Origin of the sequence: Kitasatospora sp. NPDC056076 (genome assembly GCF_042266305.1) — a bacterium.
GTDB lineage: Bacteria > Actinomycetota > Actinomycetes > Streptomycetales > Streptomycetaceae > Kitasatospora.
The window spans coordinates 32,882-46,639 of the sequence record NZ_JBHJWG010000020.1 but is presented as its reverse complement, the minus strand read 5'-3'; the positions used below and the strand labels follow the sequence as shown (position 1 = coordinate 46,639).

The window sequence follows — 13,758 nt, the reverse complement described above, 5'->3', positions numbered from 1 at the left end:
TTGTGCGTCCTGTCGGTGTGACCTGGTAGTACTTGGGAGCGATGAGCAGCACAGGGGAGAACGGGGGCGCCGAGCCGGAGCAGCTGGCGTTCATCCGGGAGACGGTCAAGCGGGCCAAGCCCCGGTCGTGGCGCGGGGCCAAACGGGCCGAGCACCTGCCGGTGGCCCGGGTCGTGGTGGACAAGGGCGTGCTCACCATCGACAAGCTCTTCGACTACGAGGTGCCCGCCGCGATGGCGGAGGAGGCCCAGCCGGGCGTCCGGGTGCGGGTGCGTTTCGGAGCGCGGGTGGTCAAGGGCCAGCGCGAGGGGGGGGAACTGCACGACGGGTTCATCGTCGCCCGGCTGGAGAAGAGCGATTTCGCCGGCCCGCTCGCCCCGCTCGCCCAGGTGCTCTCGCCCGAACCCGTGCTCAGCCCGCAGCTGCTGCGGCTCTGCCGCACCGTCGCCGACCGGTACGCCGGGACGCTGGCCGACGTGCTCCAGCTCGCCGTGCCGCCCCGGCACGCCAAGGCCGAGGCCGAGCCCTCCCCGGCGCCGCTGCCGCGCCCCCAGGCCCCGGCGCCCGGGGGCTGGCAGCGCTACCCGGCCGGGCCGGACTTCCTCACCGCGCTGGCCGACGGCGGCTCGCCGCGGGCGGTGTGGGCGGCGCTCCCGGGGCCCGGCTGGCCGTACGAGATCGCCCGGGCGGTCGCGGCGACGCTGGCCGGTGGGCGCGGCGCCCTGGTCGTGCTGCCGGACCGCCGCTCGGTCGCCCGGGTCGACCGGGCGCTGACCGAGCTGCTCGGCCCCGGGATGCACATGGCACTGGAGGCCGACCTCGGCCCGCGCGAGCGCTACCGGCGCTGGCTGGCGGTCAGCCGCGGCTCGGTGCACGCCGCGATCGGGACCAGGGCCACCATGTTCGCGCCCGTCCGCGACCTCGGCCTCGTCGTGGTCTGGTCCGACGGGGACGGCAGCCACAGCGACCCGCGCGCCCCCCACCCGCACGTGCGCGAGGTGGCGCTGCTGCGCGCCGCCGAGGAGGGCGCGGCCGTGCTGCTCGGCGGGCACACGGTGACCGTGGAGGGCGCCCAGCTGGTCGCCACCGGCTGGGCCCGGCCGCTGGTCGCCGACCGGGAGACGGTGCGGCAGGTCGCGCCCCGGGTGCGGACCGTCACCGACCAGGACCAGCACCGGGACGCCGCCGCCCAGGCCGCCCGGCTGCCCTCGGTCGGCTGGGAGGCCGCCCGGGAGTCGCTGGCGGCCGGGCACCCGGTGCTCATCCAGGTACCCCGGCGCGGCTACGTGCCCCGGCTCGCCTGCGGCCGCTGCCGCACGCCCGCCCGCTGCCGGCGCTGCGAAGGGCCCCTGGAGGCGCCCTCGGCCGACGCCCCGCTCAGCTGCGGCTGGTGCGGGGAGGCGGAGAACGACTGGCACTGCCCCGAGTGCGGCTCCTTCCGGCTGCGGGCCCAGGTGGTCGGCGCCCGGCGCACCGCGGAGGAACTGGGCAAGGCGTTCCCGCGGATCCCGGTCCGGACCTCGGGGCGGGACGCGGTGCTGGACACCGTGCCGGACGAGCCCTCGCTGGTGATCTCCACCCCGGGCGCGGAGCCGGTGGTCGAGGGCGGCTCCGGGTACGGGGCGGTGCTGCTGCTGGACGGCTGGGCCCTGCTCGGCCGGCCCGACCTGCGGGCGGGGGAGGAGACCCTGCGGCTCTGGCTGGCCGCCGCCGCCCTGGCCCGGCCCGCCGGGGAGGGCGGGACGGTCGTCGTGGTCGCCGAGCCCTCGGCCCGGCCGGTGCAGGCCCTGGTCCGCTGGGACCCGCTGGGGCACGCCGGGCTGGAACGGGACGAACGGGCGCAGCTGCACTTCCCGCCGGTGTCGCGGATGGCCGCCGTCAGCGGGAGCCCGGCGGCCGTCGCCGACCTGCTGAACCTGATCCGGCTGCCGGAGGGCGCGGACGTGCTCGGGCCGGTGCCGGTGCCCGCGCTGCGCGGGGAGGAGCAGGAGCGGGCGCTGCTGCGGGTGGCGCCCGGGCAGGGGGCCGCGCTGGCGGCGGCGCTCAAGGCGGCGCAGATCGCGCGGATCGCGCTGCGGACGCCGGAGCCGGTGCGGGTGCGGGTGGATCCGACGGACATCGGGTAGCGGTGGGGGTGGCTGGGGGCTGGGGGCTGTTGACCGGTGGTGGCCGGCGGGGGTGACGGACCTGCGGGGGCGGGGTGAGTGGGCCACCCCGCCCCGGGGCGGCCCGGTCGGCGGCGCGGGTGGTCAGCCGCGGAGGGGGATGCCGGTCGGCGGGCGCTCGGCGGGCGTGCGGTCGCGGTCGACGGGGGTGCGGTCGAGTGGCGTCCGGTCGACGGGGGTGCCGACGGGGGTGCGGTCGAGCGGCGTCCGGTCGACGGGGGCGCCGACGGGGGTGCGGTCGATGGGGGTGCGGTCCATCGGTGTGCGGTCGATCGGGGTGCGGTCCAGGGCGTTGCGCTCCAGGCTGGAGCGGTCCAGGCCGCCCTGGCGGGCCGCCGGGACGGTGGCGGCCAGGCCGCCGCTGCGCTCGGTGGGGACGGGCAGCTCCTCGGAGCGGTCCGGGCGGGCGGGGCCGGGGACGGCGCCGCTGGCGGCGAGGAGTTCGCTGGTCGGGCGGCGCATCCCGTAACGGCGGTGGACCGCCTGCTTGGTGACCCCGAGGGCGGAGCCCACCGAGTCCCAGGAGAAGCCCAGCGCCCGGTCGAACTCGACCGCCGCCGCCACCAGGGTCTCCACGCTCTCCCGCAGCTCCTGCGCCAGGCGCACGGTCGGCGCGGGCGCCCGCCCGTACACCACGAAGCCGGCCGAGGTGCTCGGCCGGCGGGGTCGGTAGACGTTGCCCAGCTGGGCGGTGAGCGTCCGCAGCGCGTCGACCTGGCGCCTCACCCGCTCGATGTCCCGCACCAGCAGGTGCAGGCTCGCCCGCGCCCGGGCGTCGTGGTTGATCTGCTCGGCCATGGCCTACGTGCCACCTTCCGTACGGTTCAGCTCGGCCGGAGCGCGGTGTCCCGTGCGCCCGGCCCCGGTCAATCTCTCTTGACCAACGCCGAAGCGGGGGCCGGGGTAACGCGGCTCGGCAGACTCGGGATATGCCAGAAGCCGGTGCGGGCGTCCGAGGACGGCCCGTCGGAGCGCCCGGGCGGGTTGCATAGACTTGGCGGGAACCAGCCGTTGCCCGCAGCCCGAGCCCAGTCCGGACAGGAGCCCGTACCCCGTGGCGATCCAGCCGATCCGTCTCTTCGGAGACCCCGTCCTGCGGGCCAGCGCCCAGCCGGTGACCACCTTCGACAAGGAACTGCGCAGGCTGGTCGCCGACCTCACCGACACCATGCTCGACGCCCCCGGCGCCGGCCTCGCCGCGCCCCAACTCGGCGTCTCGCTGCGGGTGTTCACCTACCACGTGGACGGCGTCACCGGGCACCTGATCAACCCGGACCTGTCGCTCAGCGAGGACGAGCAGGAGGGCCCGGAGGGCTGCCTCTCGCTGCCCGGACTGCGCTACGACACCAAGCGCGCGTACGGCGTGGTGGCCAAGGGCTTCAACATGTACGGGGACCCGGTCACGCTGGAGGGCACCCAGCTGCTCGCCCGGTGCATCCAGCACGAGACCGACCACCTGGACGGCATCATCTTCATCGACCGGCTCGACCGGGAGCAGCGCAAGGCCGCGTTGAAGGCCATCCGGGAGGCCGACTGGGGCACCGGGCCGGCGCCCGTCGTCAAGGTCTCGCCGCACAGCACCTTCGGCTCCGCTCGCTGAGTTCGTTCCTCGATTCCCGTATGCAGAAAGGCACTTGATGCGTCTCGTCTTCGCCGGCACCCCCGAGGTCGCCGTTCCCGCCCTCGACGCGCTGATCGCCTCCGACCGGCACGAGGTCGTCGCGGTGGTCACCCGCCCCGACGCCCCCGCCGGGCGCGGGCGCAAGCTGGTCGCCAGCCCCGTCGCCCAGCGCGCCGAGGAGGCCGGGATCGAGGTCCTCAAGCCGGCGAAGCCCAGCGACCCGGACTTCGTCGCCCGGCTCACCGAACTCGCCCCCGACTGCTGCCCGGTGGTCGCCTACGGCGCGCTGCTGCGCCCCGGCACCCTGGAGATCCCGAAGCACGGCTGGGTCAACCTGCACTTCTCGCTGCTGCCCGCCTGGCGTGGCGCGGCCCCCGTCCAGCACTCGGTGCTGGCCGGTGACGAGGTGACCGGCGCCTCCACCTTCCTGATCGAGCAGGGCCTGGACTCCGGCCCGGTCTACGGGGTGATCACCGAGGAGGTCCGCCCGAGCGACACCAGCGGCGACCTGCTCACCCGGCTCTCGTTCTCCGGCGCCCGGCTGCTCGCGGCCACCATGGACGGCATCGAGGACGGCTCGCTGCACGCCGTGCCGCAGCCCGCCGAGGGCGTCACCCTCGCGCCGAAGATCGCCGTCGAGGACGCCCGGATCGACTGGAACCACCCCGCGCTGCGGATCGACCGGGTGGTGCGCGGCTGCGCGCCCGCGCCGGGCGCGTGGACGGAGTTCCGGGGCGAGCGGCTCAAGGTCACCGGGCCGGTCAAGCTGCTGCCGGAGTCGGCCGAGCTGGCAGCGGGCGAGGTCGCGATGGTCGGCAAGAACAGCGTGCGGGTCGGCACCGGCTCCCACGACCTGGAGCTGGGGGAGGTGCGTCCGCAGGGGAAGAAGGAGATGCGGGCCGCCGACTGGGCGCGCGGGGCGCGGCTGGAGGCCGGGGAGCGGTTCGGAGGCTGAGCCTCCGGTTTGGCGTTACTGTTCGTTTGATCCGTACGATCCGCATGTTTCGTACGAAAAATAGCCACCGCAGCACTTTGAGGTATCTGTGAGCACGCCCCCGAACACCCCCGCAGGCGCCAAGCGCGCCCCCCGTCCGCACCGGCGGCCGAAGAAGGACCCGGCCCGGATCGTCGCGTTCCGCGCGCTGCGCGCCGTCGACGAGCGTGACGCGTACGCCAACCTGATCCTGCCCTCCCTGCTCCGCGAGGCCGAGCAGAAGGGCATGGACCGGCGCGACGCCGCCCTCGCCACCGAACTCGTCTACGGCACCCTGCGGCTCCAGGGCACCTACGACGCGGTCATCGCCGCCTGCATCGACCGGCCGCTGAGCAAGGTCGACCCGCCGGTGCTGGACGTGCTCTCGCTCGGCGCCCACCAGCTGCTCACCACCCGCATCCCCAGCCACGCGGCCGTCTCGGCGACCGTCGAGCTGGCCCGGGTGGTGCTCGGCGACGGCAAGGCCAAGTTCGTCAACGCCGTGCTGCGCCGGATCAGCGCCCACGACCTGGACGCCTGGATCGAGCGGGTCGCCCCGCCGTACGACAAGGACGCCGAGGACCACCTGGCGGTCGTGCACTCGCACCCGCGCTGGGTGGTCTCCGCCCTCTGGGACTCGCTCGGCCGCTGGCAGCCGGACGCCTCCGGGCGCACCGCGATCGAGGAACTGCTGCGGGCCGACAACGCCCGGCCCGAGGTCACCCTGGTCGCCCGGCCCGGCCGGGCCACCGTCGGCGAGCTGGCCGAGGTGCTGCCCGAGGCCGAGCCCGGGCGCTGGTCCCCGTTCGCGCTGCGGCTCGCCGAGGGCGGCGACCCCGGTGCGCTGACCGCCGTCCAGGAGAACCGGGCCGGCGTCCAGGACGAGGGCAGCCAGCTGGTCGCCCTGGCGCTCGCGAGCGCGCCGCTGGACGGCCCGGACCGGCTCTGGCTGGACGGCTGCGCCGGCCCGGGCGGCAAGGCCGCCCTGCTCGCCGCCCTGGCCGCGGAGCGCGGCGCGGGACTGGTCGCGAGCGAGAAGCAGCCGCACCGGGCCCGGCTGGTGGCGCGGGCGCTGGAGGGCAACCCCGGCCCGTACACGGTGATCGCGGCCGACGGGACGCGCCCGGCCTGGCGCTCCGGCGGCTTCGACCGGGTGCTGGTCGACGTCCCCTGCTCCGGCCTGGGCGCGCTGCGGCGCCGCCCGGAGGCGCGCTGGCGGCGCCGGCCGGCCGATGTCGCGGCCTTCGGCCCGCTCCAGCGGGACCTGCTGCGCTCGGCGATCGAGGCCACCCGGATCGGCGGCGTGGTCGGCTACGCGACCTGCTCGCCGCACCTCGCGGAGACCCGGGCGGTGGTCGACGACGTGCTGCGCGAGCAGGGCGGCCGGGTCGAGTGGATCGACGCCCGGCCGCTGCTGCCCGGCGTTCCCGCGCTCGGCGACGGGCCGGACGTGCAGCTGTGGCCGCACCTGCACGGGACGGACGCGATGTACCTGGCGCTGCTGCGGCGGACGGCCTGAGCCACTGGTCGCCCGGGCGGCCTTGGGGGCCCAGGTCGCCTGGGCTGCCTGGGCTGCCGGGGTCGCCTTGGTTGCCGGGGTTGCACCTCCTGTAGGGGGAGGCGGCAGGGTGGCGGGCATGAACGGCGATGCGCTCCCCACCCTCCTCACCATCGGTGAACTGGCCCGGCGGACCGGGCTGACGGTGAAGACCGTCCGGTTCTACTCGGACCAGGGGATCGTGTCGCCGGCCGACCGCAACCCGGCCGGCCACCGGCGGTACGGCACGGACGCCGTCGCCCGCCTGGACCTGGTGCGCACCCTGCGCGAGCTCGGGCTCGGTCTGCCGGAAGTCCGGCAGGTGCTCGGCCGCGAGCGCGCGCTGTCCGAGGTCGCGGCGGCGCACGCCGCGGCGCTGGACGTCCGGATCCGGGTGCTGCGGCTGCGGCAGGCGGTGCTGCGGACGGTGGCCGCGCGCGGGGCGACCACGGAGGAGTTGACGCTCGTGCACCGGCTGGCCCGATTGACGGAGGACGAACGGGGGCGCCTGGTCGGGGAGTTCCTGGCCGCGGTGTTCGGAGCGGCCGCGGTGCCCGGCGGGGCTGCGGTGTCCGGCGGGTCTGCGGTGCCCGGCGCGGAGGGGTGCTGGGGTGGGGTGGCCGAGTCGCTGACGCCCCGGCTGCCGGAGCGGCCGTCGGACGAACAGGTCGAGGCCTGGGTGGAGTTGGCGCTGCTGGCCGGGGACGACGGGTTCCGGGAGCTGTTGCGCGGACTGGCGGAGGACGAGGCGGCGGAGGGTGCGACCGGTGCACCGCCCCGGCCCGGACTGGCCGTGCTGGTACGGAGGGCGGTCGGCCCGGCGGTGGCGGCGGGGGTGGAGCCGGGATCGGCGGAGGCGGCGCGGGTGGTCGCGGTCCTGCTGGAGCGGTACGCGGAGTTGGTGGGCAGGGCCGGGGCGGGGGAGCAGCTGCGGGCCCGGCTGCCGGCCCGGCTGGTGGAGTGCCTGGTGGACCGGCTGGTGGACCGGCTGGTGGGGCGACTGCGGGCGATGGCGGACCCCCGGCGGGAGCGGTACCTGGAGTTGCTGGCGGTCGTCAACGGGTGGGTGGCGCCGGAGAGTTCGGGTGAGGTGCTGGACTGGGCGGTGCGGGCCGTGCAGGCGGCGCGGGCAGCGCAGGCGGTACGGGCCGTACGGGTGGGCGGGGTTACGGCTGGAGGGGTGGCGGGGCCGGGCAGTTGGTGAGGAAGGCGTGGGCCTGGGCGCGGAGGTGGTCGACCGGGGGGTCCTCGCAGATCACCTCCAGGCCGAGCGCGGCGAACTCGCGCAGGTGGTGGGAGGACTGGTAGGCGAGGTACGGGCGGTGGCCGTCGTCGGGGTCCAGTCCGACGGCGAGGGTCGCGAAGAGGGTGCGCTCCCGCTCGGTGTGGGCGAAGTCCGTCCGGGAGAGCGTCCATTCGAACTCGTACGGCTCGGGCTCGGCGGGCAGGTCGAGGAGGGTCTGGGCGAGCCGGCGGACCTCGTCCGGGTCGGCGAAGGGGAGTGACTCCGAACCGAACGGCGCGGACGCGAACAGCTCCCACGCCGGTCCGTTGCGACGGACGGTCAGTTCCCACGCGCCGTCCTGGTCGTGCCAGTGGCAGCTGAGGATCGAGTCCATGGTGGTCAACCTCCCTGTGGAGCCGGGCCGTTACGTTACGTTCTCCTCATCGTGGCACACCGGTCCGACGAGGGCGCCTGGCGTGGGCCGCTCGCGGGCGGTCCGCCAGGCCTGCTGGAGGGCGTCGTAGCCGAGCACGGTGATCGCGTGCTCGGCGAGCAGGCGGCGGGCCTCGGGGGAGACCAGGAACTCGTAGTCACTGCGGCGGACGGGCCGGCCGTCGTCGGGGCCGGTGGCGAGGCCCGGGTGGACGGCCCACTCGGTCAGGCCCGGCGGGAGGGCCGCGAGCAGGCGGGCGTAGTGGGCGGGCTTGTCCTCCAGCGGTACGGCGAAGCTGTCGAGGAAGCCGTGGTCGACCACCGGCAGCCCGCGCTCGCGCAGCCGGTCCAGGGCGGGCGGCAGCCAGACCCGCACCGCCAGGCCGTACTCGGCGCCCAGGGCGAGGGCGAGGTCGAGGACGTCCTCGCGGCCGCCGTCGGCCAGGCAGTGGAAGTCCAGGTGGGTCGGGCTGAGGCCGCTCGCCCCGACGGCGTCGATCTGGGCGCGGAACTCGCGCTCCACGTCGTCGATCCGGGCGTTCGCGGTGAGCGCGGCCCGGCCCGCCGGAGTGGGGGCGTGGAACCCGCCGTCCGGCGCGAGGAGGGAGGGCACCCGGTCGCGGGCGGTGAGCGGGCCCCAGCGCAGGTGCGGTGCCTCGCAGACCAGGGTGAGGTGGACGCCGAAGGGGATCTCCGGGTGGCGGCGCAGGAGGCGGAGCGCGTGCGGGGCGGCGTGACAGGGGGTCATCAGGCTGGCGGAGGCGGCGATGCCCTGGCGGACCGCCTCGACCACGGCGAGGTTGACGGACTCGTCCAGGCCGAGGTCGTCGCAGTTGAGCAGCAGGAGGCGGGCCTCGGGAGGATGGCCGAGGAGCTGGTTGGCGCGCGGACCGTCCGGGGCGGTGACTGCGGTGGGCATGGGGGCAGTCTTCACCGGGAGGGGCGGCCGGCGCGCGGGGATTTCCGCTCGGTCGGGCTCGGTCGGGCTCAGTCTGTCGTGGGGGTGGGGTGCCACGGGCGGCCGGGGCGGGTCTGGACGGGGGCGGAGGTGAGGCGCAGGGCGTACACGTCGTGGTCCGGTGCCGGGGAGGGGACCGGGCCTAGGTACTCATGGCCGGTCAGGTGGCACCAGGCGGGCAGGTCGAGCGGGGCGGCCGGATCGGTCGTCAGGATGTGGACCACGGCCCCGGCCGGGAGGTGGGCGATCTGCTTGCGCAGGCGGAGCAGGAGTTGGACGCAGAGCAGGCCGGTGCCGTCGACGGTGAGCTCGGGGGCCGTACCGTCGGCGGCGGGGCGGACAGCGTCGTCGGGGGTGGTCATCGGGGGGTCTCCTGGGTCATGCGCCGGAGGCGGCGGGGCAGGTCGCCCTCCTCGAAGGCGTGGACCTCGGCGAGGGCGGGCTCCCGGCGCGGCGCCGCGCCGGGCAGCGGGCCGGGAGTGCGGGTCATGGTGGTGCCCTTCGCGGAGGTGAGGCGTGGTGCGGGTAGGTCTGGTGGTGCTGTTGGTGGCCGTGGTGCCGGTGTTTCGGGTCCAGCCTAGGGCTTCGGGATGTGGCGGTGTTCGGGGGCGGTGCCGCCGAGGCGGGTGAGCAGGGCGGAGAGCTGGGTGAGGTCCTCGCCGCTCCACTGGTCGGCGGCGAAGTGCTCGGTGGCGACCTGGCGGGCGGTGTACAGCATCTCGGCGAGCCGCTCGCGACCGGTCGGGGTGAGGGCGGCGTACGCGACGCGGGCGTCGCGGGCGGCGGCCTCGCGGGTCACCAGGCCGATCCGCTCCAGCGGGGCGAGGCCGCGGGTGACGCCGGAGGCGGTGAGGCCGAGGGCCTCGGCGAGGTCGACCCGGCGCATCCGGCCGCCGGGGGCCTGGGCGAGGTGCAGCAGCAGGGTGAAGTCGGACAGGCTCACGCCGTGCAGGCCGCTGAGGCTCGCGTCGAAGCGCTTGACCACGGCGGTCTGGGCGCGGACCAGGCGTAGTGCGGTGTCGAGCGGGTCGGGGCGGGGGGTGGTGTCGGGGCTCGGGACGGGGTTGGTGCTGGGGCGGGGGCTCGTGGGGTTTGTCATTGCCACCTCCTTGACTGCTCAAGTATATGCACGGGCGGAGCCGTCAAGGAGGTGGCAGGGGGAGGGGGTCGGTCAGCCGGTGGTGTTGGCGGCTCGGCGTTGGCGCTTGCCCAGTGGTGCCTGGGAGAGGTCCTCGGCCTGGGAGCGGAGGTTCTTGTAGCCGTAGCCGCGGTCCGTCAGCCAGGACTGCGCGACCTGTTCGGCCCGCTCGGTGGCCTCCAGGATGTCCTCCTCGGCCTCGCCCTCGTCCAGGAAGCGGAAGGTGAAGGCGGTGCGTGCGGCGAGGTCGTAGCTGAGGTGGCCCTCGCGGGTGAAGGCGGCGTGCAGCACGTCGTGCTCGGGGGCGGCGGCGAGGAGCTCGGCGCGCTGCTCGTCGCTGAGCCCGTCGAAGACGCCGCGCACCATGATGCGGAAGGTTCGGGTGGTCATGCCCCGACGATAGGCAGTGGAGGTGGCGGACCGCCAATGCGATTTCGCGGTCGAGGGGGAGGGGCGGGAGGGTCGGGGACGGGTCGGGGACGGGTCGGGTCACCGGTGGTCGGCCGGGGTGGGGAGGCCTGCCGTGAAGGTCTCGACGGCGTCGGCGAGGGCGGCGGGCGCTTCCAGCGGGAGCAGGTGGCCGGCGTCCGGGACGACCGTGAGGCGGGCGGGCGGGAGGTGGGGGAGCAGATGGGTGCGGAGCAGGTCCGCCGGCTCGACCCGGTCGTGTCGGCCCGTCAGGACCAAGGTGGGTACCCGGATCCGGGCACTGGCGGCGCTGATGTCGGTGGCGAGGCCGTGCAGCGGCCACTCCTCGCGGGCCGGGACGTCGGCGGCCAGGCTGTCCTGGACGGCGACGGCGCGGACCTCCGGTGGCAGCGGGGCGGCGGTCAGGACGTGGTCGAGGGCGTGGCCCGCGGACTGCGGCGAGTCGTAGGCGCGGGCGAGCGCCTGCCGGTGGTCGAGGGTGGCGGTGGGGGCCGGCCGCGGTGGGGCGGGGGCGACCAGGACGAGCCCGGCCAGGCCCTCCGGCCGCCGCGCGGCGGCGAGTTGGCACACCTTGCCGCCCATGGAGTGGCCGACCAGGACGAAGTGCTCCAGGTCGAGCCGACGGGTGACGGCGAGGAGGTCCTCGGCGAGCTGTTCCAGGTGGTACGGGCCGGGCAGCGCGCGGGACCGGCCCCAGCCGCGCTGGTCGTAGCGCACGGTGCTGCGCTCGGGCGGCAGGTGGCCGACGAACGCGTCCCAGGTGCGGGCCGAGCCGCCCCAGTAGTGGGCGAGGACCAGGGTGGGGCCGCCCCGCCCCTGGCGCTGGGCCTGGAGGGTGCCGCCGTCGACGGGGACGGGGACGGGGATAGGGACGGGGGTGTGGGGAAGGGCAGAGGCAGGGGCGGGGCGGATGGTGGATTCCGGCAGCATGGTGGTCTCCTCGGGAGGGGTACTCCTTGGAGGCTACGGTCAGGAGTGGGCCTGAGGCCCGGTCGAAAGGTGCACGGTGATGGTGGAAAGCGGACACGTGCCCGGGATCCGGCAGGTGCGGTACAGCCCGGAGGCCGGGTCGGCGGGGTTCGGGGTGGAGGTGCTGAGCTTCGAGCGACTGCGCCGGATGGACCGGGCCCGGCGCCGGGAGCGGCCGCAGCGGCCGGACTTCCATGTGCTGGCGCTGGTGCGGTCGGGCCGTGGCCGGCAGGTGGCGGACTTCGTCGACCACCCGCTGGGGGAGCGGAGCGTGGTCTGGATCCGCCCGGGTGTGGTGCACCGGTGGGCGGAGGTCGACGGGGTGGACGGGCCGCTGGTGCTGTTCGAGCCGGAGGTCCTGGCGGGAGCGGTCGGGGTAGCCGAGGCAGCTGGGGTGGCTGGGGCAGCTGGGGTGGCCGGGGCTGCCGGGGTTGCCGCGTTCGGGGCGTCCTGCTGGCAGGTGGACCAGGAGGACTGGGGGTTGGTGCTGGCCGGGGTCGAGCACCTGGCGCAGGAGCACGCGGCGGCGGTGGCCCGGGAGGAGCCCTTCTCCAGGGCGTTGCTCGGGCACCTGCTGGCGGCGCTGCTGCTCCGGGCGGGCCCGCCCGAGGCGCTGCGGCCGTCGGCGGCGGCCGGCGACCGGGAGGTCTTCCGGCGGTACCGTGCGGCGGTCGAGGAGGGCTTCGCCCGGCGGCACCACGTCGCCGACTACGCCCGCGAACTCGGCTACACCGTGCGGACCTTGACCCGGGCGAGCCGTGCGGCCAGTGGGCTCGGGGCGAAGCGCTTCCTGGACGAGCGCATCCTGCTGGAGGCCGAGCGGCTGTTGGCGCACACGGACCTGCCGCTGGCCCGGTGCGCGGAGCGGGTCGGCTTCGACGACGCCGCCAACTTCGCCGCCTTCTTCCGGCGGCTCGCCGGGGAGTCGCCCGGCCGCTGGCGCGAGGCCGCGGCCGGGCGTTGAGCCGGTGGGGGAAGCGTTGATGAAGGTCGCGTTGATGAAGGTCAGCGGGCGAAGGGGCCGAAGACGGTGGCGGCCAGGCGCAGGGCCTGGGGCGGCGTGCCACCGCTGGAGCCGACGGAGTAGACCAGGCGCTTGCGCAGGTCCGCGGTGGCGAACACGCCTCCGGAGTAGCCGAGATCGTGCCCGGTCTTTCCCCAGACCACGGTGCCGTCCGACAGTGGGAGGGACAGCAGCCCGGCGCTGTAGCAGGCCTTGCCCTTGTCCGGCCCCAACTGGCAGTCCCCGGTGCCGTGGTAGGGCAGCAGATGCCCGGAGGCGTCGTGCGGCAGGGCGAACAGGTCGTGCCGTTGCTGCGGGGGCAGGAGCTCGCCGTCGAACAGGGCGCGCAGGAAGCGGTCCAGGTCGGCCGGGGTGGAGACCATCGATTCGGAGTTGCCGCCCTGCTCGGAGACGTCCGTCGGGACGCCGGCGTTGCTGTCGAGGTATCCGGCCAGGTGTGGTTCGGGCATCTGCGGCGCGCCCCCGGTCAGTTCGGTGTGCCGCAGGTGGAGGGGTTCGAGGATGCGGGTGGTCACCTCCTGCTGGAGCGGGTGGCCCGTCACGCGTTCGATGAGCAGGCCGGCCAGGCGGTAGTTGAAGTTGTTGTACTCCTGCTCGGCGCCCGGCGAGGACGGTACGGGCCAGGGCCGGTCGGTGGGCCGCAGGGTGCGCTGGACGACCTCGTCGAAGGTCTCGACCCCGAAGCGCTGGGCGATCAGGCCGTCGTTGTCGCCGTCCTTGACTCCGGCCGGGCCCTCCACGGCCTGTGGCAGCCCGCTGGTGTGGTCGAGGAGTTGGCGGACGGTGACCGCCGGGTAGACCGGGCTGCCGTTCGCCCCGTCGGGCAGCACCCCGGGCAGGTACTGCTGGACGGTGCCGTCTAGGTCGATCCGCTGCTCGGCGGCGAGCTGGAGCACCACGGCGGCGACGAAGGTCTTGTTGATGCTGCCGATCCGGAAGGCGGCGTTCGGGGCGACCGGCTGCCCGCTCACTCGGTCGTCGGCCGTGCCGCGCCAGGTCCGACCGTCGACCGTCACCCGGGCGAGCGCACCCGCGGTGGGATCCCCTGGTCGGGTGGCTATGGCGGCGTTGAGGGCGGCTCGGTCGGGGCCGCCCCGGGGCGCGGTGTCGTCGGCCAGGGCGGCCGTTGGCGTGGCGGCGAGGAGCAGGCCGCCGACGGCGAGGGCGAGGGCGGTGCGCTGGGCGATGGGCATGGGTGCTCCGGGGCTGGTGGGGCGGGTGGGTTCTGCGGTGGCAGCCTTGGAGGGGGACGCGGGGTGACGGTCGGTCAGTTCCTTTCGCCTCGGG

14 protein-coding genes and 1 pseudogene are annotated in these 13,758 nt (G+C 75.6%); 6 read left to right on the top strand and 9 right to left on the bottom strand.

Annotated elements, in window-relative coordinates; all coding sequences use genetic code 11:
• Positions 1-41: 41 nt before the first annotated feature.
• Complete coding sequence (locus ACFC1T_RS18725) at positions 42-2,126, top strand: primosomal protein N' (RefSeq protein ID WP_375889922.1); 2,085 nt, start codon at positions 42-44, stop codon at positions 2,124-2,126.
• 491 nt (positions 2,127-2,617) lie between these two features.
• On the opposite strand, the pseudogene ACFC1T_RS18720 reads toward ACFC1T_RS18725, so the two are convergent.
• A pseudogene (locus ACFC1T_RS18720) lies at positions 2,618-2,963 on the bottom strand (hypothetical protein); the annotation flags it as partial.
• Positions 2,964-3,219: 256 nt separating this feature from the next.
• Between ACFC1T_RS18720 and def the strand changes: the two are divergent.
• The 4 genes from def to ACFC1T_RS18700 all read left to right on the top strand — a co-directional run bounded on the left by def (position 3,220) and on the right by ACFC1T_RS18700 (position 7,500).
• A complete protein-coding gene (gene def, locus ACFC1T_RS18715) occupies positions 3,220-3,765 on the top strand; it encodes a peptide deformylase (RefSeq protein ID WP_375889921.1) in 546 nt (181 codons plus the stop codon).
• Positions 3,766-3,802: 37 nt separating this feature from the next.
• A complete protein-coding gene (fmt, locus tag ACFC1T_RS18710; RefSeq protein ID WP_375889919.1) occupies positions 3,803-4,741 on the top strand; it encodes a methionyl-tRNA formyltransferase in 939 nt (312 codons plus the stop codon).
• 88 nt (positions 4,742-4,829) lie between these two features.
• A complete protein-coding gene (locus tag ACFC1T_RS18705; protein WP_375889917.1) occupies positions 4,830-6,278 on the top strand; it encodes an RsmB/NOP family class I SAM-dependent RNA methyltransferase in 1,449 nt (482 codons plus the stop codon).
• Positions 6,279-6,396: 118 nt separating this feature from the next.
• Complete coding sequence (locus ACFC1T_RS18700; RefSeq protein WP_375889916.1) at positions 6,397-7,500, top strand: MerR family transcriptional regulator; 1,104 nt, start codon at positions 6,397-6,399, stop codon at positions 7,498-7,500.
• Here ACFC1T_RS18700 and ACFC1T_RS18695 read toward each other — a convergent pair.
• From ACFC1T_RS18695 to ACFC1T_RS18665, 7 genes are all read right to left on the bottom strand, one after another.
• Positions 7,463-7,915, bottom strand: coding sequence for a hypothetical protein (locus tag ACFC1T_RS18695; RefSeq protein WP_375889914.1), 453 nt, complete (start codon positions 7,913-7,915; stop codon positions 7,463-7,465). The two genes, ACFC1T_RS18700 and ACFC1T_RS18695, sit on opposite strands and share 38 nt — an antisense overlap.
• Positions 7,916-7,945: 30 nt before the next feature.
• Entirely contained in the window at positions 7,946-8,872 is a 927-nt protein-coding gene (locus tag ACFC1T_RS18690; RefSeq protein ID WP_375889913.1) for a polysaccharide deacetylase family protein, read from the bottom strand.
• 68 nt (positions 8,873-8,940) lie between these two features.
• Complete coding sequence (locus ACFC1T_RS18685; protein ID WP_375889912.1) at positions 8,941-9,273, bottom strand: sulfurtransferase TusA family protein; 333 nt, start codon at positions 9,271-9,273, stop codon at positions 8,941-8,943.
• Complete coding sequence (locus ACFC1T_RS18680; RefSeq protein WP_375889910.1) at positions 9,270-9,401, bottom strand: hypothetical protein; 132 nt, start codon at positions 9,399-9,401, stop codon at positions 9,270-9,272. The genes ACFC1T_RS18685 and ACFC1T_RS18680 overlap by 4 nt, the downstream gene beginning before the upstream one ends.
• An 87-nt stretch (positions 9,402-9,488) precedes the next feature.
• On the bottom strand, positions 9,489-10,010 hold the full coding sequence (locus ACFC1T_RS18675; protein ID WP_375889908.1) for a MarR family winged helix-turn-helix transcriptional regulator: 522 nt from the start codon (positions 10,008-10,010) through the stop codon (positions 9,489-9,491).
• A gap of 72 nt (positions 10,011-10,082) precedes the next feature.
• Positions 10,083-10,439 carry a DUF6204 family protein gene (locus ACFC1T_RS18670; protein WP_375889906.1) on the bottom strand — a complete coding sequence of 119 codons (357 nt, stop codon included), beginning with the start codon at positions 10,437-10,439 and terminating at the stop codon, positions 10,083-10,085.
• 99 nt (positions 10,440-10,538) lie between these two features.
• On the bottom strand, positions 10,539-11,408 hold the full coding sequence (locus tag ACFC1T_RS18665; protein WP_375889905.1) for an alpha/beta fold hydrolase: 870 nt from the start codon (positions 11,406-11,408) through the stop codon (positions 10,539-10,541).
• A 79-nt stretch (positions 11,409-11,487) separates the two neighbouring features.
• On the opposite strand from ACFC1T_RS18665, the gene ACFC1T_RS18660 reads away from it, so the two are divergent.
• Positions 11,488-12,411 carry a helix-turn-helix domain-containing protein gene (locus ACFC1T_RS18660; RefSeq protein WP_375889903.1) on the top strand — a complete coding sequence of 308 codons (924 nt, stop codon included), beginning with the start codon at positions 11,488-11,490 and terminating at the stop codon, positions 12,409-12,411.
• Positions 12,412-12,452: 41 nt separating this feature from the next.
• Here the strand turns inward: ACFC1T_RS18660 and ACFC1T_RS18655 are convergent, their stop codons facing one another.
• On the bottom strand, positions 12,453-13,664 hold the full coding sequence (locus ACFC1T_RS18655) for a serine hydrolase domain-containing protein (protein ID WP_375889901.1): 1,212 nt from the start codon (positions 13,662-13,664) through the stop codon (positions 12,453-12,455).
• Positions 13,665-13,758: the final 94 nt, after the last annotated feature.